This window comes from Curtobacterium sp. LFS084, assembly GCF_047977705.1.
Lineage (GTDB): Bacteria > Actinomycetota > Actinomycetes > Actinomycetales > Microbacteriaceae > Curtobacterium.
This window is the reverse complement of record NZ_JBFPFM010000012.1, coordinates 14,780-35,070: the sequence shown is the minus strand read 5'-3', so window position 1 is coordinate 35,070 and position 20,291 is coordinate 14,780. Positions and strand designations below refer to the sequence as shown.

Below are 20,291 nucleotides of genomic sequence, written 5' to 3'. Positions count from 1 at the left end.
ACATGTCCACAACCGCGACGCTCACTCGTCCCAACGCTGCCGCACACACCGCGGTTGGTAACGACGGTCTGACCGTGGACGAGCGTATCGATCTCGCTGCTGCTCACCGTGCTGGCGCTGGCTCGCCCGTCCTGACGTCGGTCGAACGTGAAGCGATCCGTCGTTGGCGCGAGACGCGTGGGGAGCGCTAAGCAACTCGACTGGCAGACTGCTCACGGCGGTCACAGGTTCCTGCTGCAGCAGTTCGTCTGCGCGGATCCGGAGCGCCAGAACTACGATCGCTACCGCCGCAACCATCACCCGTTCCCGTGGGAGTACGAGGTGCAGTCACACTTCCGTGGTCTGCGTCCGCCTCCGCCGAGTGGGGAAGCGGTGCGCCTTGGAGTTCAAGACGGCCGGCTGATGGCCGCGACCCACTTCGGCTTTGACTCTGACGGCACAGATTTCGTGATACGGGCGCTCGGCGTGCATGTCGATGGTCGAGGGCGGCATCTTGGTCGGGAGGCGCTAGACGATGTTCTCGAGTCGCTGACCTCCACGAAACGGGACGAAGGGCTCGGCTGCGAGGCGTTCGCACGCATCTGGGAACGGAACGAGCCGAGCAAAGCCCTCTTCGCCGAAGCGGGGTTCGAATGCCTCGGGTCCACTGGTAAACCTGGCCTGGAGCTTTGGGGTCATGCCCTCCCGGTGCGAGAACCGTCTTTGGAGAGCTGCTCGTAGCCGACGCGCAGCATGCTCGCTACTGCACAGGCATCGAAGGCAGTGTCATTGCCACGTACTCGTCGCCTTCGATTGCCCGCGGGAGCAGACTCGAACCGAGGACGCGAAGTCCTGGGACGTTTTCGTTCAGGCGGAGCAACTGCATGATCGCCGTGGTGCTGTCAGCGGCGTGAAGGTCATCGTTCCAAGCGAGGGCCGCTGACAGCAGTGCTTCACGATCCGTCACTGCGATGTCTGCTTCGACGACGATTCGGAGGCGGGTCGGGTTTTCGGGTACGTAAGCCATAGCCGTCATCATTGCGTAGCCCGCCGACAACCGACAAAAACGCCCCCACCCGCGAAGGATGGGGGCGTTCGTGCGCACCTGGGTGATTTCCCGCCCCGATGTCTAGTCGAGGGACCAGGCACGGTCGCGATTCTAGTGGGGCTTCTGGGGTCTGCGCGGTTGTGTCGCTTCGAGGGCGAACGGAATGATGTCTGCCAGAATGACTGCGTCGTTACCTTCCGGGTACGGCATCTCGTGGTCGACGCCCCAGGCGTTCATGATGCGGCCAAGCCACCGGGCGAGCGCGCCCTGCCGTTGGCGATCTTCACGCTTGAACGCGTCGAACGCTTTCTGCACGTCATCCGCACGCGTCTCTGCTGCTGCAGCACGCTTCTCAGCAGCTTCCACCCGGGTGATCAGCTGTTCGTTGGAACGAAGTACCCGGTCGGCCCATCCGTCCGGGTCCGCGGCGATCTGCGCTTTGCCGTCTGCGATGCGTTCTTCCTCGTCCGGCAGTGAGGCAACTCGCGCTGAACGCACCTTCGCCCGGATGCCGAGGTAGGTCATGAGCGCTGCGAACATGATGCCGACCGTGCTGACAATCGAGATGGCTACCTGATCGCTCATGCATGCCGCCCCTTCGTTCTCTGGGGTGGTGGACGCAGACGCTCCTCTCGGACCATCTCCCCGATGATGTCGAAGATCCGCCACAGCGATGCGTACATGCGAATCACGACCAGGCTGAGGGTTAGGGCGCTGGTGACGTTTCCCTTGAAGATGTAAGCCACCGTGAGCACTGCGTAGACGGCCAAGCCGAGCTCGACCATGATGCGTCCGACCAGCTCGAGCTTGTCGTTCATGGCGGCGAGGCTGAGCACTGCGACAATCGCGCCGACGAGGATCATGCTGGCCCATGCGTAGAGGAATACGGGGACGGTGAAGTCCCCGACGATCTTCGAGCCGAGCAGTAACGACCACAGTCCGAACCCGGCAACACCGACGTCGATCCCTGGCAGCAGGTACCGAAATACGCTGCGGAACCGGGGAGGCACGAGCGGCATTGCGTCTTTAGACCAGATGGTCTTCATGGTGCCTCCGACTGTTAGTCGCCCTGTTCGGTGCGAATGTCGGTGGTCGACGGCTCGAACTGCGCCGGCTGCAGGTCGGAGCTCTTCGCCGCCGCCGTCTCCTTAGCCACGCTCTTCGGCACGGAACCAAGTCCGACGTGCGTCAGCCATGTGTTGACGGTCGGGATGGCGATGATCTTCGTCAGTGCTGCGTTGATCGCGACAGCCTGAACGGACACGGCGGTCAGCCACTGCACGTCCCACTGGCCCTGCACGATCTGCACGACCTGCGGGATGACAGGCAGCAGGGTCAGCGCCGTGGTGAGTGCGGTGCGCAGGACTCGCTGCCACGAATACCAGATCGGCTGCACATCGACGGTGCTTGCTTCGTGGTCAGCCATCAGCTGTTCCCCTTCGTGTCGGTGAAGATGCCGGCGCGGACGCCGAGGTTGAACAGGCCGAGCGGTCCGACCTTCCGGAAGTACCGCTCGTTGAGCTGGTCGCGCCGCGCGTTGGAGATGCGGCCGTTGCCCTTGAGGATGACGGTCAGGTCGGTGACATCGGCCTTGGTGGGGACGGGCTCGGCGACGCCGGTGAGCATGTTCTCGAGGCTGTACGCCTTGGTCGTGGGGTCCTGCAGCAGTCGAATCATGTCCTCTGTCTCCGCGATCGTTGTGAGTGTGTTGGTGGTGCTGATTGGGGCGGTGCCGGCGACTCGGTCGGCGGCGTCCGGGTAGGGGGCGAGCTGTTCGGCACGGGTCGCCATCTCGTGGTGCCAGGGCTCGCCGAAGTTGACGCCGGTCCACGTGCCGCCACGCGCCTCGACGAGGGCGTGTAGCTTCGCGAACTCGGCGGCGGTGAGTGCCCGGCTCGTGCCGTCCGGCATGGTGATGCCGAAGTCGATCGCGTTGCCGTGCAGCACCTCGTCATGACGAGACGTGAACGGTGGCGCGACGACGATCGCGAGGACGAACCGGACCGCCCACAGGTAGGACTGCCGCGCCCGCGAGCGCATGCCCTCGTTGACGGATAGCGCCCCAACCGCGCCGCGTTCCTTCTGCCACGCGTTGAAGTCCGCGATGACAGATAGCACCTGCAGTGCGATGCGTGGGGTGGCGACGAACTGCTCGACTCCGCGAAGATCCCCATATGAGGATTTCCCGACGCTATATTTGCCGGCCATTCGGCCTCCTAACGAAAGATAGCCGCCCCGATGGGACGGCCGAATCAACAGGTCAAAATCAGACGTGAATGGCTTCCACTGTCAGTGTGTTGTTTGCTAGCAATGCAATGCCAATCGACCGCACTGACACCTTGCAGCCTTTCGTTGTTTTCGATCCTGGTACCAGTGCGCACAATGCACCGAGAACCGCGCCCGACGACGTGACGCTCGCAGTGACGGCGTAGTTCGTGTCAGCGAACTCTTTCGGCCACGTAACGTCATAGGTTTTCTCCGCGTTGATGCCGAGCGCGGTCATCGACGAGTTGGTGAACGTTTGCACCATCCGCTTGTTGAACTCAGCAAGCGTTGCACTGCGGGACTGCCCATAGGCAGACCAGAGGCCGACGATAAGCATGTCCGACCGAACACCCTGAATGGTCCCGTCGAGGTTGTAGAGGACGAATTCCGTCAGTCCCGCAGCATCAAGCGCATCGGCAATTGGCCCCATCCCGGTCGCTTGAGGGTTGTCCTTGTAAGCCCACGTTTTGAGCTCGACGGCAAGAAACTTCGCCATATCGACCTGATAGGGGCCTGTGACATTCTTCTTCGCAAGGGTCGACGCCGAAACACCAAGGTTCCCAGCAGCATCCACGTATACCTGCACGGGAGAATTCGTGAGCGTCTTCGTGCGAGTACCTGTCGACGTCACACCTGCAGAGAATGTCCCCTGCGGCGCTGTGACGCCGGCCGACGCGTTCACGTTGGTGCCGCTGACAGTGCCGAAGGCAGAAACGTTTGCGCCCGTTACGTTGCCACCAGCGTTCATGTCGCCGCTGGTGTTCACCGACTTGACTCGAAGATTGCCGTTCTGGATTTGTAGGCCAGTCGGCTTCTCGAGGTTTCGGAGACGACGAAGGATATGGCGGAACATGGCACGCAGTCCGGTTGGATCTAGCCGCGTGATGTCTGGTGTCGGATCACCCATTGAGCGAGTACACCTCCCCAGTTGTTACCTTGATCCACTTGCCATCGTGGTCGCCGGACAGATTGGTGATTCGTCGCCTGTACCCGTCTGGCGGGCTGTCGGGAATGTAGTAATCACCGCGCATCTTGATCGCGCAGTAGTCACCCTTGCTGTACTCGCCAACAAGGGGCGACTGATCTGCCTGCACTTCAAACGACCAGAACTCGGTGGGCTTTGACCCGACTCGGGCGAGCTCTCGCACGTATGCGTCCAGCTCCGACTGCTCGTCCGTGGACCGTGACGCTTCAACTACCTCGAGCAGTGGGTACCCCTGATTGAGCAAACTGCTGTTGGTGTACGTCGAGAACATGGTTGCGTCAGACGATGAGCCGGACGCTGCCCAACCGCGGCCGGTCACTCGCGAACCGTTGCGAGTGACCGTGAGCCCCTTGATGCTCGGCTGCCTTGTTGAGTAGTCCCAGACATACGTTGACTGGCTCGAGAGCTGGGGCGCAGACGGTGTACCCACGCGCATGAGCCATTCAATTCCGAGACGATCGGCACGCCATCGCGGCATGAAGTCGATCTCAGGCCCGTTCTCGACTGAGGTGAGATCTTCCAGCGCATCCCCGACGAGCGACAGGTCAGCGCCCTGATACTCGCGAGTCTCGGTACCTGCGACCTCAGCAGGCAGAATCACGGGCACGTTGCCGTTCGTGTGCTGCTGCGCCTGCTGAACTAGCCGCTTCGCGATGGTCTGCAGTGACACGTTCTCGTAGTACGTCTCGACGTCCAACGGCGTCTGACCGGCAGCAAGGACCGGCAGCAGCACGCGATGGTCGAAGTAGGACCACATCCCAGACGCCGTCAGCTGCAGCGTTCCGTCGTCCTTGCTGTACTGGTGCTGCCAGATCGGGCCGGCATTCATAATGGTGTCGTTCTCGGCGACTGCCAAGTATGACTTGCCAACCGTTGCAGCATTCGGCAGGTTCAGCATCCGAACATCGGGATCACGCAATGTCACGGTGATTGAAAGCGATCCGGCCTCGTTGATCGTCGTTTCCCAAGAACCCGACTGCGGCTGTAAGAACGTTGACACGTTCCCGGTGAGAAGATCACCGATGAACCATTGCGTCACAAGAGCCCCCTAGACAGACATGAGCTTGACGAGCAGTCGCGAGTTGTACGCAATCGACGAACCGCTATTCTGCCAACCCTTGAGCTTGATGAACTCACCGACATTCAAGTAAATCGGACCCGAAACAGACTGGTACAGCTGACCAGTGGCAGAAGACGACGAGGTGGTTCCCACGTTCGTCGTCGCCGCGGGACGCCTATCTGCAATTGGAGGGTTCTGGCTTGTGTCGTTGTTCGTGATTTCGATGAATCGTTCACCGCTGGTGTTGCTTCCCCAGGTGACGTTTGCGGTGGCTTCATACCAACCGGCAACCTTCGCTGGCCCCACCACCCCGTCAGTGCGAACGTCAAAGAACTGAGTGTCGCTTACTTGGTAAGACTGCGGGGTTCCTCCGAGCGTTCCGGGCGAGGTAGCAGTGCCCTGTGTGGGGCCACCGACCTGCGCCACGTGAACGAAAACGTTGGAGTCGAGTCGGCGGAAGACGCCGCCCCGGAGGTAATAGAGCGCGTCGCCCTTGATGTACGCGAGGCAACCGTCGAGGACGTTAGCGACGTCCGCGCGCATGTCTGACACAGTCCGGTATCGAATGGCGGACCCGTACGTGCTCGTGCCCTTGATGATGTTCGTGATGACGACGCCAGACGAGGAAGTCGTCGTCGCGCCGGCCGGGACGAGGACAGTCGCAATGGCAACTGCTCCTGACGGAACGGCGGGTACAGCCGGGGACGCGGCTGCAGTGCCGGTGACGACGCCGAACAGCGGATTCGAGTCGGCGTCTCCGAAGCTTGTGTCGTTGTGCTTGACGTAGACGACGCTGTACTGCGAGTTGGACGACGGGGCGGTGGGGATGGCGACAGTTGCCACACCCACGTTCGTGACAATTGTCGCGCCGTCCGAAAGGCTGCGGCTCAGAACGTAGACGGTCTGATCCGCGATTGTTACGTTCATGCTCGTCGTCTTGGCGACCGGGTTGAAGTCGCCAAACAACAGCCCGGTGCGCACCGTGTTGTCCGGGTTACGAACAACGTTCGCAGCGCTGAAGAAACGGGCGTCGAGAGGCGTCGTCGCGGCGGTCTGGATGAAACCCTTGGTGAGTGCCATGCGCTGCTCCTAGATGTTCGCGGGCGCGGTTCGCGCCGTCAGAGTGGGGGTGCCGGTCACAGTGCCCAGCGGGGTGAACTGGACTTCACCGGTTGAGCCGGCAGGGACCGACCACCATTGGGAAGCGGTGAGGAACCCAGTGACGTCGGAAGCGCCGTCAATAGTGACCCGTCCGGTACGCGGGTTGATCTGCACGGCAGAAGCGACGTCGATAGGGCGCTCAAAGCGAATGCGCTGCCCGGTTGGCACCCAAACCAGCTCGAATCCACCAGAAAGCCCCCCGGTGACGGAGAAGGTGGAGACAGTCGTAGCCGTGCCCGTGTTTGTCACAGACACCCGCCCGGTGATTCCAGTAGTGCCCCAGTTGAAGTACGCACCAGAGCTCTTCGAACCCCCATCGAAGTAGTCACCCTGGTCGCCAATGAGCACGTCGTCCCAGTAGAAGACCTGTCCGGCACTGGCTGCTGTGTCGTCGTTGTAGACGACAGCCGTGCCGCCAGTGGTGTTCCCCATGTCGAGCGACAGGCGAACCCAGGCGTCCTTCGTCGCTGTGCGCGTTACCGAGGTTTGGCTAGTCGTGATGCCAGTGATGCCGAGGTGATCGATGCCGCCGACGCTCGGGTTGTAGACCCAAACGGAAACGAACCGCTGCCCTGCCGGAACCGAGAACGAGACACCTTCGCCGTTGCCGCCGCCTACCGCCGTGTACTTCCAAGAACGGGTTCCGGTGCGGACACGATCGGTCGACACGCTGAGCGCGCCCTGCGGTCCGTACTGGTTGGGCGTGTATCCCGTGGTCGTCCCGTCCTCAGCGGACGGGTGCGTCGAGTAGTTCGTCCTTGTGGTGTTCCCGTTGACCTTCGCGACCGAGGTGGACTGGTAGGCAGTGCCAGTCCACGAGTAGACCTCCTGAGTGGACCCCAGAGGCCACACAAGCCCGCTCGACGGCGTCGGTACGCCGGTGCTCACCGACACTTCATCGCCGTACCGGAAAGGGTCGGCAGCAATCACGTCGAAGGCGAATTTGAAGTACGGCTGATACAGGCCGTCATCCATCGTCGGGGCCTTCGCGATGCCTGCCGTGATAGAAGTGCGGCCGACTGGATCTGCAACAACGAACGGCGATTCGATCCCGTTTGCCTGCACGGCCGCGAGCTTGTTCCGTGCGGCGTAGGCATCTTCGAGCGAGGTGCCCGACCAGGAACCCTCTACCGAAACCACTCGGGGGTCGCGGTAGATGGTTCCTGGTCGGAACGAACCGTGCGCCTGCGGCCGGTTCGTTGCTTCGTACCTTGCTGGCGCAGCGTCATACCAACCGACGAGCTTGGACAGGCGGTACCCGGTGTCGGCCTCGTCGTCGAACGTGAGGCCACTGAACGTGACTGTCGTCATGACACCATCCCTGAGAAAGCTCGCGACGCCTCACGTCCAAGGACGGTCAGCATCGTGTTGGGGTCGACGTGCTGCATGGGCTGCACGTTCAACTGCTGCGTGTAATGCGGAGTAGTTGCAGGGGCTGCCTGCAACGGCCGGCGCGGGTCCATGTAGGTGACGTCACGGCCCTGGTTCATCGCCTCGAGAACGGGGCGGAATCGAGCCGTTGCCGATGCGTTCGAAACGAACTCACGACCATGAACCAAACCGGCCACCTGGCCCGTGCTGTAATCGCCCGTGTAACCGCCAGCGGAATACCCAGGCAGACCAAGCGCCTTGCCGATCAGCTTCTGTAGCGACTTTGACTGATCGCTGATTGCCTTCGCAATCTTGTCCGCGTTCTTGTTCGCCGCTGACAGCTGCCGTTCCGCAGCGTCAATCAGCTTCCCGTAGTTCGCGTCGGCTACCTGATTGCCGATTGCCGTCGAGGTCTTCCCGATCGAGTTGTACTGCGAGTTGATCGCAGACAGTTCACCCTTCGACATCGACGTTAGGGACTTCGCCAGCGGCAGGCCCTCATCAACGCCAAGCGACGCAACCTCGTTCAGCAGAGCCGGCGCAAGCCCGTTCTTCTGCAACGTGGACAGCAACGCCTGAAACTGCTTGAGCTTGCTTGCACGAGTCGTCAGAGCCCGCTGCAACGAGCTCCCCGATCGGTAGTTACCGAACGAGACGTCCGACAGCTTCCCCTGCAACGACGACGCCATTGCAGTCGACGAGGACTTCAGATCGCCGAGCTTGTCGCTCGCCTTACTCACTGCGTCGGCGGCGCGGTCCGACTGCTTCTCGAGCTTGAGCATCGCAACCTCGTTTTTGCTCGCAATGCTCAAGAACGTGGACCGCTGACGAGAGGTGTATTTTCCGGCATCCTGACCCATCGAATACAGATCGCGGACGCCCGAAGCGGCATCATAAGAACCGTCACGCACCGCCGACCGGAACGAAATGCGGTCCCCAAGGTCAGCGCCTGTCGGAGCCGCCTTCGCACGAGCCAAGGCCGCAGCCGCTCGCTGCGCCTGAACACGCGCGTTTAGAGTTTCGCGCTGCGCCTGCTGCAAACGAGCACGGTTCGCAGCGGTCTTCCTCTTGTTGAACGCCGCCTGTGCCTTGCGCTGAGCCTGCTGCTTCTCCTTGAAACGGTTCTTGGCTCGAGTGTTCGCCGTCGTAGCATCGGCAACAAGACCACCGGTTGCGTACCTAGACGCGTTGATCCGGTCAAACGTGTGCACGCCATACTTCTGCACGGCGGCTGCGCGGATGACGTATTCCCCGTTGGAAAGCATTGCGGGAATGGAATCCGACGTCCCCGTTCCCGGGCCGCTAATGTAGCCGCCGCTGGCCTTGAAGATGCCAACGGTGTTTTCCTTCGTCGCCCGCGTCACCTGATTCGTCGTAATCGTGATCGACTTCGACTGGATACCGTTCAGCTGCGCCTGAAGCGATGCAACGTTTGCCTTTGCCGCCGCAACTTCCGCGTGAAGCTGAGTCGACTTGGACTTCGGAACCGTGGAAAGCTTTGCTTGCAGATCAGCAAGCTTGGCCTTCGCATCCTTGATATCGCCGCGCAGCTTCGTTTCCTTGGCACTAGGAATGCGGTCCACGTTGGACTTGATATCCTTCGCCTTGCTGGTGACGTTATCTGCACCCTGTTCCTTGAATAGCGTGGAGACATTCGCCGGAATAAGCTTTAGCTGATCCGCCATTGCAACTGCTTCATCTTTGGTCTTGCCAAAGCTCTGTGCGGTAGCAATGTACTGGTCACGAACCGTCTGCATCTTGCCGGCAGCTTCTTCCTGCGTCCCACCATTCTCGGCAATCGCCGCCGTGGCAGCAATCCCCTGAGAGGCGATATCACGCAAAGCGGAGGCGTTAGCGCGCCCCTTTTCCGTGTTCAGGTCAAGAGTGGTGCCGTTCTCCTTGAGCGATGCCGTAGCGTCGTCGATGGCTGCCTGGAAAGCAGATTCAGTCGACTCGACGTCAAGCTGGGTTGAGCCGAAGTTGCGAATAGAGTCAGCGAGCTTCGAGATGTCCTCGTTTGCCTCTGAAGCAACACCAGACAGCTCAGCCAGCTGTTCCTTCTGACCCTGAGCGGATTCGGCAGCAAGCTGTGCTGCGAGCTTTCCCTTGCCCTGAGCGAGGTTGAGCAGATCCTGCTCGCTTGCGGTCTTCCCTGCCGCGCTCGCGAGGGCAGACAGTTCCTCCTTGTAGGGGGACATGCGGTCGAGCAGCCGCTTAGCGGTGTCCTCACCGCCACCCATCCGCTCGACGAGCGAGTTGAACCCCGCGGAAGCGGCAGAAAAGTCGCCCTCAGCCGTAGTTGCGAGGGTGGTACCCATCTGCTTGAACTGCGCTTCGAACCGCTTCGCCGTGTCCGACGTGTGCATGATTCCGAAGGTCAGCCCGTCCGTGAACTTCGACAGGTTGATGCTGAGCGCGTCGTCGTCGAGAGCCTTCAGGGCCTCTCGAGCGCTGGTGACTTGCTTCGAGATGGGGTCGAAACCAACCGAACTGCCACCGACGAACTGTGCATTGAGCGCCTTCGAGCCTGTAGCCGTCATTGCGGCGTTCAGCTTCTTCAGCTGCGCTTCGGAAAGCTGCGCCTCGGAGCCCATGTTGGCGATACCGGACGCGACTGCAGCGACACCGACTGCGATGACTCCACCGGCCGCGAATCCACGAGCAAGCGAACCACGCGTGACGTTCAGATCCTTCATTGCGGCCTTCGCCGCAGCGATCTTCGGAACCATCTGCAGGAATCCGCCACCCGCCAGAGCAGTGACGGCGACAAGGCTGGTCAGGCCGAAAGCAAGTCCCTGCACTGCCGGAGGCGCATCGTCAAATGCCTTGACCAGACCCGTAACGTTCTGCACCATCGTCCGCAGCACATCGTTAGATGTGGAGCCCGACTTGATTAGTCCTGTCTCGAGCGCCGCACCAAGCTTCTTGACGTCACCGTTCAGGTTGTCGGTCTTGCCGGCAGCCTGCGCAGCAGCAAAGCCCGCAGAATTGACCGACGAAATCCACTCAGCGTTCTTACTTGCGCCGTCCTTGAGCAAAATGTTCGCCGCACGGATCGCGTCGGAACCGAAGATGATACCCAGCGCCGAGTCGCGGGACGCCGAATCGACATCCTTGAAGCCCGCAGCAAGCTGTCCGGCAAGAGCGGTGATACCGACAAAGTCGCCCTGCGCGTCGTAAGCGTTGATGTGGTACTGCTTCATCGCATCGGTGGCCTGCTTTGTCGGCGTAGCCAGCTGCAGAAACATCTGCTTCAGCGAGGTACCAGCGTCAGAACCCATGAGGCCCGACTTCGCGAACTCCGCAAGCGTGCCCACGGTTTCATCGATCGTGAGGCCGAACTGATTGGCGACCAGACCAGACTGCTTCAGCGCCATGCCGAGCTCGTCGACACCACCGAGCGACTTGTCCGCAGCGGCAGCGAGCAGGTCAGCGACGTGCGGCAGATCCTTGCCCTTGAGGTTGAACTGCGTCATCGCTGTGGCAGCAATCTCCGTCGCCTCAGCAACGTTGATCTGACCAGCCGCGGCAAGGTCGAGAGCGCCCTTGAGCGCGCCGCCCATGATGTCCTTCACGCCGATGCCGGCCTTCACAAGCTCGGTTTCAGCCTCAGCGACCTGCGTCGCAGAGAAACCGATGCCCTGACCCATCGTCAGCGCAGCGTTCCGCAGCGTGTCCATCTCAGACGCCGTTGCGTGCGACAGGGACTGCACCTGCGACATCTGCGCATCAAAGTCGGCGAACGACTTCACACTGAGCGCCACGGCAGCAGCAGCAGCAACACCAATGGTCGTGATGCCAGCGCCAACCTTCTCGAATGCCGCGCCCTGCTTCTCGAGCTTCTGCGCCTCGGTGCGCGTCTTCTCCGTAGCAGCCTGAACCTTTGCGGCACCCGCAAGGAAGTTAGAAACCTCCGCGCGGATGCTGACCTGTACGAGCCTGTCGGCCATTCGGGGGCTCCCGTCTTTCGCTGTGGAGATGTAAGGTGCGTGCTATGAAGCGGAAGAGCATTGCCGGACCGGTCGTCGCAATTACGCTTGGCGGCGCATTCGTCCTGTTCGCCCTAATCGGCGTACTGCGTGCAGTGATCGTCGCCAGTGACCCCTACGCGGACAGCGCCTCAGCGGCCGGCACCTACTCAGGTGTCGTCATCTGGGGTGTGCTTGGAGCCGTCGCACTGACGCTCGGTATCCGGGCAGTGGTCAAGACGGGCCGCGAGAACGCTGCGCTTAGGCAGCAGGCACCGACCCCCGGGGCCTGAGCCTCTTCAGCTGGTGAACGTCGATCGGTCAACTGCCTCGACAGGCCACACAAGCCCGTGCAGGTTTGTACCGTCAGTGGCGTTCGCCTTGTACGCCTCTTGTGCTTCGTCGATGGCTCGTTGAGCGTGGTCAACTAGCGGTGCCCACACCGTGCCGCCCTCCGGGGTCACGGTCGGCACGCCGGCCTTGTAGATCCGCTTGCCATTGATGTTCGACGGGTCCGAATCGGGCGACACCGCTTCGTCCCACGGCTGCCCGTGCTTCCCGAGCGAGTTGTCGTACGCCTCGACTCCCAGGACTAGCGCTACTTGATCGGGCGTCCACTCCGGTTCCCGCACCGTTTGAACCTCGACGACGCGTCCGTCATCGTCGTAGACAAACCGGTGCGTCTCCGTGGGCTCCCAACCGCGGAGCCGCTGCGGAGACACACCGAGCTTGACCGCTAGTCGGACTTCGTCTCGGAGTCGTGGGTTGCGGCGCGCAGCGCTTTTCCCACCTCCACCGCCCGGTTGGTGTCGCCCTCATTGAGGGTGTACACCGCATTCGCGACGTTCTCGTGATCCTTGCCCGACAGCAGGGCGAAAAGCTCGTTCCACTGATCCTCGGTAAGGGTCTTTTCCTCACCGTCCTCGAGCAGCTTTCCGGAGCGGATTGCTGCGAGTCTGGTCACCGCGTGGAAGTTGTAGCCAAAAACGACGCGGTCGGGAAGCGAATCGTCTCGGGGCGGGTTCACAATCGTGATGTCGCCCCAGTCGGGACCGAGCATGCGGGTGAACTTGAGGTCGACAAGCGTTCCCTCAAACTCTGCCTTCACCTGCTCAATCTCTTCGAGCAGCAGCGCGATCGGGGACTTCTTTGCCAGTCGCCCGTCCTGCGGCTTCTGCTTTTCGTCCTCAAGTCGTGCTTCGAGCTCCTGCAGCTTGTCCGATACCTCGCTGTCGAGCGTCACCGTCACAATCTTGGACGGCCGGCCCTTTTCCTCAACTCGCTTCGTCGCGGCCTTGAGTCGATCTTCAAATGCCATAAGTCTGTTCCTCACCAGAAAGCCTCACCGAACAAGGGGAACCCGTGCGGGCGGGGTGAGGTCCGCCCGCACGGGGGTAGTGCGTGCTCTGCCTAGGAAGAGGTGAGCACGTGGTCACGGACGACGTTGCGCTGCGGGTAGAAGACCTGCGTCTTCGTGAACACCGCGTTCGCAGCCGCCTGGTCGCGGGTCTTGATGCCGGCCTTGATGTACCAGAGGTCGAACTTGTCGCCAGCGGCAATGTCCTGGTCGTGGGGCACTGCCCAGCGGACAGCTGCGACGAACGTCTCCTTCTCGACGAGCAGCGGGTCGGCAACGGCGGAATCGTCGCCGTAGACGTACTGCGTCGTCAGGTTGTTCGACTCCCGTCCCGGCTGCGTGAACGTCTGCGGAGACGTCAGGCGGTCGTCGTTGATCGACTCTTCCGAGCGGCCCTCTGCCCAGCCGGAACCGGCAGTGAGGTCGTAGGTGATGTCGACGAACGTGTTCGCGGCGAGGTCCGAAACCTTGAGGTCGCTGAGCGCCTTGCCTGCAGTAAGCACGCTGGCAGGGGCGATCATGACGAGCAGGTTGCCATCGGTCTGTACCGAAAGGGCCTGCTGGCCTCCCTTAGTGATAGACAATGTTGTCTCCTTTGGATTGAAGATGCGGCCCCGGACTGTCCGAAAGACCGATTGATGCCCCAGAGGGGACAGGTGAGGGGCGGTTACTCGCCCTTGTCGGACTTATCCGACCGGTCCGGCTTCGGCGATTCAATGACGAGTGGGTACCGGTCGGGGAAAGCCGCCTGAATGGCCGGGTGAATATTCATGTGCCGGCCGTGCGGTCCGATCACAATGACGTGCTCTGGCATGCGAACTCCTTACATGCAAAAACCCCGCACTAAGCGGGGTTTGGGATGGGTGAGGAACGGAAACTGTATTCCGCTACCTGGTAGATCAACGGCGGCGATGTGTCATCGTCGTAGTCAATCTCGTGCAGAACATCTCGGCGTATCGGGTCGCATTTGCGATCCGCTACAACGGGAATGACGCCCCACCCGTTTGGACGCAACGCGGCATCGATGTGCTCGACGGCCCATTGGCACTCGAGAACGTCAGCGCCCACGGCCATGACGGTCCATGAGGGCGTCCGCACCGCGTAACTGCCCGACAGCCGTTCCTGCGTGTCTGTCGTCCGTCCCGGCCGTACAAGCACGTACGGGGTTGGTGCCTTGTCAGGCGCGTGCATCTCGTGCACAACAAGCTCCGGGTCGAGCTGCAGTGCGGAAACAAGTCCCGCCGTCTCTGCCCTGCTCACAGGCCCGCCTTCCGCAGCGCGGCATCGATCGCAATTTCGCAGCCTCGTTCGAAGCCCGGGGCTTCCTCAGCAAGCGCTCCCGCGCCGTAGCCGCGCGCTCCGAGTGTCGGAGCGCCCGTCTCAACCACCTTCACGAAGCGGGCCTGCGATCGGCCTCGTTCCGCTCCGATGTCCGCAGAACGGGACTGACGGGTGCGCTTCAGTTCGTAGGTGATCGTCCGTGAACCGTGGGGCAGGTTCGGAGCACCAGCCAGCTTGTCTGCCCACGCATCCTTGATGTTGTGCGCGGACACCTGCACGGCCTTGTCGAGGCCTTCCCCGGCGTTCGCCGGCACTTCCCCCAAGTCATGAACGAGCTTCGTGAAGTCGTCAGCAGACATCAGTCGAACCCCCTAAGTGGTGACGGTGACCGGGAATCGGCGCGCCGTGGTGTACGCAGAAGCGAACGGGCCGACGACGCGAGCGCGAACACCGACGAGGCCCGGATCAGTCAGCGACGTGAGGATCTCCACGTCGTAGCCCTTCGTGACTGCGGTCGACGTCGCGATTGGCAGTTTGAGCGTTGCGTCCTGAGTGACGAGCAGCTGACCGGATTGCTCCGTGTCAGTCGCCTGCACCTGCTCCGCTTTGAACTCGCATGGGCCTTCGTAGACTGTCTCGGGAACCAAGACGGTTTTGCCGGTCTGTTCGTTCTGCGGCCCCTTCACCTGCCGTGTGATTCGGCAGGTGTCCGTCATTCGCGTTTCCGCCCAGCGCCGGCCCATCGTCAGCGTGCCGGTGATGATGCTCACTGCATGCTCCCGACGTGGACGGTGGACCCGTACTGCTCCCGAAGCCGCTGCTGATTTGACTCGGTGAGCGCCATACCGGTCGACGCGCCACCGTCCGCGAAGGCGGCCCGGAAGTCGTCGATACCGACCGAAGACAGCCCGCCAGCGGACAGCCCCAGGTTGAGCTCCATCGTCGTCAGCGTCTGCGACACCAGCACGCACGTCCAACGTCTGAGACCGTCCGGTGCTTCCGCATAGCCGAAGGTGAACGTGATGTCGACGGGGCTGTCCCCGGCGACCGTGACTCCCTCCGGTGTACGGCAGTACGAGACTGCCTGCCCGGCTCTGTGCGCCCCGCTAACGGCCGTTACGGGCTGCTGCGGCAAAACTACCCGCCCGTTCTCCGGCCACGCCGTGAACGTCGTCGTGGACTGCGGATAGACCTGCTGGCCGATCGCGTCACGGAGGTAGGTGGACGCATCCTCAAGCAGCGCCTGGATCTGCGATCGCCGGTCGTCCGTGAACGAACGACCGAGCCGCGTCTCGAGGTCATCGACAGTTGCAAATGCGTCCACCATGGCTCCTAGGACTCGTCGGTCTTCTTCGGGGGTCGCCCGCGCTTGATGGGAGCCGGCTTCGCTTCCACCGGCTCCCAGCCGAGCGCTTCGATCGCGGCCGTACCGCCGTCCGGGATGTCAAGCACCTCACCGGACGGCGAGCGGTACGCCGGCATCAGCCAGCAGCCGGGACGAGCACGCCGAACGGGTACGGGTTCGCGCCCTGGTCCGGGGTGATCGGCGTGGCGACCGAGTACGCGACGCGGAACTTGAACCGCATGGCGACCATGTCGCGCTCGGCCAGGTTGATGCCGCCCACGGTGGCCTCGGTGAGCAGCTTGACCTGCACGTCCTGACGGATACCGAGGATCGCCTTCGACGAGTCACCGACGATGGCGGTCGCGGCCGTCTTGTTGAACGAGCCGTTGCCGACGTAGAACAGGTCCTGGCCGTAGATCGACGGGGTCGACCCGTCCGAGCGCAGGTTGTCGAGGTAGATCGGCTGCCCGTTGGCGTCGCGCAGACCACGCAGACGCGAGCGGAGGAAACGACCGGTGTACGCCGCGTTGACGTCGAAACCGTCGTCTTCGACGAGCGCCATGGTCTGGTTGATGTCCTCAGCCAGATCCTTCGGGCCGGTCGCCTCGGAACCAGCGGTGAACGAGTTGCCAGCCGCGATAGCACCGGGCACGATCGCCGCGGAGTCCCACGTGGCGGGCTTGTTGACGCCGAAGAACACCGCGGAGTCGAGAACGCGACCGAACTCCTGCGACACGAGCGGCTTGACCTCGCCCCAGATGTCGAAGTCGGAATCATCGAGGATGTTCTCGTGGATCGGAACGATGACAGCGATCTCTTCAGCGATCAGCTGCTTGTTCTCCCACTCGACCTTGCTCGTCGGCTTGACGCCAGCGTTCGAGGTCGCGGACTCCTGCACCCACCCGGCAGTGGGCAGAGCGGAGAGGACCGGCATGCGAGCCGTGCCCTTCGCCATGCGCACCGTACGGAACGACGCGAGAGCTGCGGACTGGGAGGTGTCCGCCGAGATGATTTCGTTGATGTCCTGCTCCGCAAGGAGGGCAAGGGCATCAGCGCGAGAGATGTCAGCCATGAGTGGCTTCCTTTCGTCTAGTCCTTGTGAAATGCCGCGCGCAGCAGCGTGTTAGCGTCGGGCTTCGCGGGCGGCTGTTTGCCGCCCTTGGTGCCCTGATCGCCGGAGCCGGTGAATCGGCGTCCGGTCTCTGCCGCGAGGTACGGCTTACGGGCGAGAAGATCGGTGATCGCCTCGTCCAGTGCGTCGGTGTCGACGTTGCCTTCGTCGTCCACGTCGATGTCGCCAACGTTGATGAACTGGAACGCGTCGTTGGGGTCGGCCAGCTTGCCCTTCGCGGCGGCCCGGATCTCGGTTCGAACGATCCGGTCGTTCGCCTTCCCGAGTGCTTCCGCGACCGCTTCACGGCGTGCTGCGTCGATCGCCTGCTCATCTGCGGGCTTGCCCCGCGACTCCGCTTCGGCCTTGAAACGCTCGAGCTCAGCGGTCGCAGCACGGGCGTTGTCCCGCTCCGTCTTCCACTTCGCCTTCATGGCGTCGAGCGCCTTCTTACCGGCGTCTCCCAGCTCAGCGGCACCGGTTTCGGTGTCGTCATTGTGCTGGTCGTTGTCCTCGTTCTCGTTGGTGGTGTCGACGTTGGTGTCGTCGGTCGTCGAATCCGGCATCAGGAATTGCTCCTTGGGTCAAGACCGCATTGCGCGGTCTGGTATCCCCGCACGGTGCGGGAAGTCAGTAGTGGATCTGCAGCAGCTGCGCGAGCCGCAGAACCGAGGGAGGGGCGGGGCGCATGCCGGAGCCGACAGCGGGGCGCAGCTTCGCGACCTCGTCGCGGTACTGCTGCTCGATGAGTTCCAACTGGCGGGGCGTGATTGGTTCCGGCCGCACGTACTTGTCGGCAGAGTTCGCGCCGATCGACCGCGGGTAGACGCCAGTCCTGGCGACGTCGAGACGCACCTTCGCGTCGTAAAGGCGGCGCTCCGCGGCGGTCATCGTGTACCGGTTCAGCGGGTCACGCTCGCCCGTGCGTCGCGCGGTACGGACAGCGTCAGTTGCGGCACGCGCCTTGCCGCCCTTTCCGAGCTGCCCGTAGCCCTCGAGTTGTCCGCGGATGTTGCCGCCGCGGACCTGCGGGCCGGTGATGTAGCCCTCACGCTCGAGCAGCCGGATCGCGTTCGTCCGGGTGCCGGCCACCTTGAAGATGTCGTCCGGCGTCATCCGGTGCGGGGTGCCGTACTTCCGGGCCGACTTCACCGTGGCGAGCCCGCGTGTGTTGATGTTGACGACACGGTAGATGTCTGCACCCTCGTTGATCGCCCGCGCGTTCGACTTCCCGAACAGTCGGTACTGGTCGGCGGTGCTGAGCGACTTGAAGTACGCGTACGGGTCGGTGCGCAGGTCGCCGGCCATGTCCTCCGACGCTGGGATATGCCGGCAGTCGCAGCGAGGATGACGGGCGAACCCCTCGTTCCACCGGTACCACTTGCCGGCGAGGATCGCGCACCGGTCGCAGGACGGCGGGTTCAGCATCCGTACGTACCCGGTGACCGTTGGCCGCTGCGCAATGTCTGCCGCGACGACGCCACGACCCGTGTCCGCCATGACCGTCAGCAGTGTGCCCGTCAGCCAGGTGCCAGCCGTAGCGAGCGCATCTGCAGCGGTTGCACCACGGGCGACGGCTTGCTTGGCGCGAATCGTCGATTCGTCAAGCAGGACGCCCATGTCGCGGCCATCTGGGGCGGTTGCGAGAAACCCAGCAGTGTCGATGACACCGACCGGGTCGCCTCGCTGATCCGTCTCGTCGAGAACCGCAGGGAGGTACGTCAGTGCCGACGCCGCAGCGGCTGCACGCGCCGTCTGGACGAGCGACAACATGCCTGGACGAGTGTTCGCCCATGACCGGTCGAAGTCGTCCGTCATTCGGTGGCGGAACAGCTTGCTAGCTGCCGCCGCCGTCGTCGCCGCGATCTGCTGTTGCTGCAGGTAGTACGTCTCCGCCGCTTGAGGTGTCGCCAATTTGGCTCAGTCCCCTCTGCGCACGTTCCAACTGCGGGTCGAAGCTCTCCGCTTCGATCATCGCCCGGACCCGTTCGATCTCGACCGGGTCGAGCCCGTCGATCTCCATGAGATATTCGAGCGGGTAGCCCATTTGCTTCTTCTTCAGCAGCGCGTCGGCCAGCTGCGACTCCGAACGGATCTCCGGGTTCTTCCACGAGATCGTCGCCAGCCGCGCCTGCCGTGCTAGCGCCTGGTCGCCCATTGCGAGCGCGACGAGCCGGTACACCTCACGCAGTGCGGGGCTGATATACGTCTGGAACTCGAGCGTCTTGTTGACGAGCCCGATTTCGGACGCCTTCAGGCCTTCCCCGTTCACGTTCGCCATACCGGTCTTCGTGACCAGGTACGTGGGCGGCGTGCGGGTCTGCGCAGCGATGTGACCGACAGCGGTCTCGATGGTCTCCGTGAACGGGTCGAGCTGTGCAGCTGGCCACGAGTCGATCTTCGCGTTCTCGCTCTGCAGGAACAGCAGACGTTTCTCCGACAGATCGTCAATCTTGACGGGCCGCTCACCGATCTTCTGACCCTGATCGTTGAGAATCGGGATCTTCGGCGGTGCCGTGTTGAGCACCACACGTGCGGGCATGGACGCGTAGTCCGCGGCGAGGAACATGTACGCCCACAGCAGGTTGATCGCGTCCTGCATCGCCATGACGCCAGCGATCTCAGAGACGGGATCGCCGGCAAGGATCGGCCGGTTCGGCATCTCGACCACCGGAACGTCACCGATCGGGTTCGGGATCGGCCATGCGTTGTCCGATGGGGACTGACGCGGCACCCAGCCGCCGTTGGCGTTGTTGCTGCCGCGCACGCGCGACTGGTCCGCTTGCGAACCCGAGTCCAACTGCGATTCCGACCGCTTCCGCTGCCACTTCCATACCTCGGTGGCCGTGTAGAGCGTTGCGTACTCCGTGGAGTCGTCCGCCCACGTCTTGAGGGCAGCTACCCGCTTCCGCGGGTTCTCCCAGTCGTACTCGATCTCGCAGTTCGACCCGTGCTCCCACGAAATCGTGGGCTCGTCGTCGTCCGGGTTGCCCCACACGATGACGAACGATCGGGAGTTGGTCATCGTGGACACGAAGCCCTGCGATGACTGCATCTCCATCTCATTGAGCAGCCACTTCTCCCACAGCTTCGCAGCGGCCTCGGCAGAGTCCTTGATCTTGATGCCCGTGTGCTGCGCACGCTCACCCTCGGCGTCGACAACCGGACGTGTCCAGTTGTCGGAGAAACCCGAGTACCGGGCCGCGTTCTTTCGCTTCCACTCCCCGGTTGCGAACGTCAGAGGCTGCTTGCCCTCGTAGTAGTTCTCGCGCTTCTCGAACACGGGTCGACGCCCCTGAATGCGGGCGTAGATGCTGTTCGTCAGAGCGAGGGCCGCTTCGGCGTCCATACGGCCTCCAT

General features: G+C 62.6%; 24 protein-coding genes. 2 read left to right on the top strand and 22 right to left on the bottom strand.

The annotated features are described in order from the left end of the window. Positions 1-147: 147 nt before the first annotated feature. Positions 148-720 carry a GNAT family N-acetyltransferase gene (locus tag ACNQOV_RS09025; protein WP_416405903.1) on the top strand — a complete coding sequence of 191 codons (573 nt, stop codon included), beginning with the start codon at positions 148-150 and terminating at the stop codon, positions 718-720. A gap of 19 nt (positions 721-739) precedes the next feature. On the opposite strand, the gene ACNQOV_RS09020 is transcribed toward ACNQOV_RS09025, so the two are convergent. From ACNQOV_RS09020 to ACNQOV_RS08975, 10 genes are all read right to left on the bottom strand, one after another. Next, the gene (locus ACNQOV_RS09020) at positions 740-1,006 is read right to left on the bottom strand and encodes a hypothetical protein (RefSeq protein ID WP_416394235.1); all 267 of its coding nucleotides are present in this window, start codon (positions 1,004-1,006) and stop codon (positions 740-742) included. Positions 1,007-1,138: 132 nt separating this feature from the next. After that, entirely contained in the window at positions 1,139-1,612 is a 474-nt protein-coding gene (locus tag ACNQOV_RS09015) for a hypothetical protein (RefSeq protein ID WP_416394234.1), read from the bottom strand. Then, positions 1,609-2,073, bottom strand: coding sequence for a hypothetical protein (locus tag ACNQOV_RS09010; RefSeq protein WP_416394233.1), 465 nt, complete (start codon positions 2,071-2,073; stop codon positions 1,609-1,611). Before ACNQOV_RS09010 ends, ACNQOV_RS09015 begins: the two co-directional genes overlap by 4 nt. 14 nt (positions 2,074-2,087) lie before the next feature. Beyond that, complete coding sequence (locus ACNQOV_RS09005; protein WP_416394232.1) at positions 2,088-2,453, bottom strand: hypothetical protein; 366 nt, start codon at positions 2,451-2,453, stop codon at positions 2,088-2,090. Next, positions 2,453-3,235, bottom strand: a complete 783-nt coding sequence (locus ACNQOV_RS09000; protein ID WP_416394231.1) for a hypothetical protein — start codon at positions 3,233-3,235, stop codon at positions 2,453-2,455. The genes ACNQOV_RS09005 and ACNQOV_RS09000 overlap by 1 nt, the downstream gene beginning before the upstream one ends. A gap of 58 nt (positions 3,236-3,293) precedes the next feature. Further along, entirely contained in the window at positions 3,294-4,199 is a 906-nt protein-coding gene (locus ACNQOV_RS08995) for a hypothetical protein (protein ID WP_416394230.1), read from the bottom strand. Next, positions 4,192-5,316, bottom strand: a complete 1,125-nt coding sequence (locus ACNQOV_RS08990) for a hypothetical protein (RefSeq protein WP_416394229.1) — start codon at positions 5,314-5,316, stop codon at positions 4,192-4,194. Before ACNQOV_RS08990 ends, ACNQOV_RS08995 begins: the two co-directional genes overlap by 8 nt. A gap of 9 nt (positions 5,317-5,325) precedes the next feature. Next, a complete protein-coding gene (locus ACNQOV_RS08985) occupies positions 5,326-6,417 on the bottom strand; it encodes a hypothetical protein (RefSeq protein ID WP_416394228.1) in 1,092 nt (363 codons plus the stop codon). Positions 6,418-6,426: 9 nt separating this feature from the next. Beyond that, the gene (locus tag ACNQOV_RS08980; protein ID WP_416394227.1) at positions 6,427-7,809 is read right to left on the bottom strand and encodes a hypothetical protein; all 1,383 of its coding nucleotides are present in this window, start codon (positions 7,807-7,809) and stop codon (positions 6,427-6,429) included. Beyond that, positions 7,806-11,819, bottom strand: a complete 4,014-nt coding sequence (locus ACNQOV_RS08975) for a phage tail tape measure protein (protein ID WP_416394226.1) — start codon at positions 11,817-11,819, stop codon at positions 7,806-7,808. Before ACNQOV_RS08975 ends, ACNQOV_RS08980 begins: the two co-directional genes overlap by 4 nt. Positions 11,820-11,863: 44 nt before the next feature. On the opposite strand from ACNQOV_RS08975, the gene ACNQOV_RS08970 reads away from it, so the two are divergent. Then, a complete protein-coding gene (locus ACNQOV_RS08970) occupies positions 11,864-12,130 on the top strand; it encodes a hypothetical protein (protein ID WP_416394225.1) in 267 nt (88 codons plus the stop codon). A 6-nt stretch (positions 12,131-12,136) separates the two neighbouring features. Here the strand turns inward: ACNQOV_RS08970 and ACNQOV_RS08965 are convergent, their stop codons facing one another. From ACNQOV_RS08965 to ACNQOV_RS08910, 12 genes are all read right to left on the bottom strand, one after another. Then, the gene (locus ACNQOV_RS08965) at positions 12,137-12,469 is read right to left on the bottom strand and encodes a hypothetical protein (RefSeq protein WP_416394224.1); all 333 of its coding nucleotides are present in this window, start codon (positions 12,467-12,469) and stop codon (positions 12,137-12,139) included. Between the two features lie 104 nt (positions 12,470-12,573). Further along, entirely contained in the window at positions 12,574-13,155 is a 582-nt protein-coding gene (locus ACNQOV_RS08960; RefSeq protein WP_416394223.1) for a hypothetical protein, read from the bottom strand. Positions 13,156-13,247: 92 nt separating this feature from the next. Further along, the gene (locus ACNQOV_RS08955) at positions 13,248-13,778 is read right to left on the bottom strand and encodes a hypothetical protein (protein ID WP_416394222.1); all 531 of its coding nucleotides are present in this window, start codon (positions 13,776-13,778) and stop codon (positions 13,248-13,250) included. 83 nt (positions 13,779-13,861) lie between these two features. Continuing rightward, positions 13,862-14,008 (bottom strand): hypothetical protein, encoded by a 147-nt coding sequence (locus ACNQOV_RS08950; RefSeq protein ID WP_416394221.1) that lies wholly within the window; start codon positions 14,006-14,008, stop codon positions 13,862-13,864. A gap of 442 nt (positions 14,009-14,450) precedes the next feature. After that, entirely contained in the window at positions 14,451-14,834 is a 384-nt protein-coding gene (locus ACNQOV_RS08945) for a hypothetical protein (protein ID WP_416394220.1), read from the bottom strand. A gap of 12 nt (positions 14,835-14,846) precedes the next feature. After that, entirely contained in the window at positions 14,847-15,245 is a 399-nt protein-coding gene (locus tag ACNQOV_RS08940; RefSeq protein WP_416394219.1) for a DUF6093 family protein, read from the bottom strand. Next, positions 15,242-15,799 (bottom strand): hypothetical protein, encoded by a 558-nt coding sequence (locus tag ACNQOV_RS08935; protein ID WP_416394218.1) that lies wholly within the window; start codon positions 15,797-15,799, stop codon positions 15,242-15,244. The genes ACNQOV_RS08940 and ACNQOV_RS08935 overlap by 4 nt, the downstream gene beginning before the upstream one ends. 8 nt (positions 15,800-15,807) lie before the next feature. Continuing rightward, positions 15,808-15,957 (bottom strand): hypothetical protein, encoded by a 150-nt coding sequence (locus ACNQOV_RS08930; RefSeq protein WP_416394217.1) that lies wholly within the window; start codon positions 15,955-15,957, stop codon positions 15,808-15,810. Beyond that, positions 15,957-16,892 (bottom strand): phage major capsid protein, encoded by a 936-nt coding sequence (locus tag ACNQOV_RS08925; RefSeq protein WP_416394216.1) that lies wholly within the window; start codon positions 16,890-16,892, stop codon positions 15,957-15,959. Before ACNQOV_RS08925 ends, ACNQOV_RS08930 begins: the two co-directional genes overlap by 1 nt. A 17-nt stretch (positions 16,893-16,909) precedes the next feature. Beyond that, positions 16,910-17,497 carry a hypothetical protein gene (locus ACNQOV_RS08920; RefSeq protein ID WP_416394215.1) on the bottom strand — a complete coding sequence of 196 codons (588 nt, stop codon included), beginning with the start codon at positions 17,495-17,497 and terminating at the stop codon, positions 16,910-16,912. A 64-nt stretch (positions 17,498-17,561) separates the two neighbouring features. Further along, positions 17,562-18,749 carry a hypothetical protein gene (locus ACNQOV_RS08915; protein WP_416394214.1) on the bottom strand — a complete coding sequence of 396 codons (1,188 nt, stop codon included), beginning with the start codon at positions 18,747-18,749 and terminating at the stop codon, positions 17,562-17,564. Positions 18,750-18,768: 19 nt separating this feature from the next. Next, positions 18,769-20,280 carry a phage portal protein gene (locus ACNQOV_RS08910; protein ID WP_416394213.1) on the bottom strand — a complete coding sequence of 504 codons (1,512 nt, stop codon included), beginning with the start codon at positions 20,278-20,280 and terminating at the stop codon, positions 18,769-18,771. Positions 20,281-20,291: the final 11 nt, after the last annotated feature.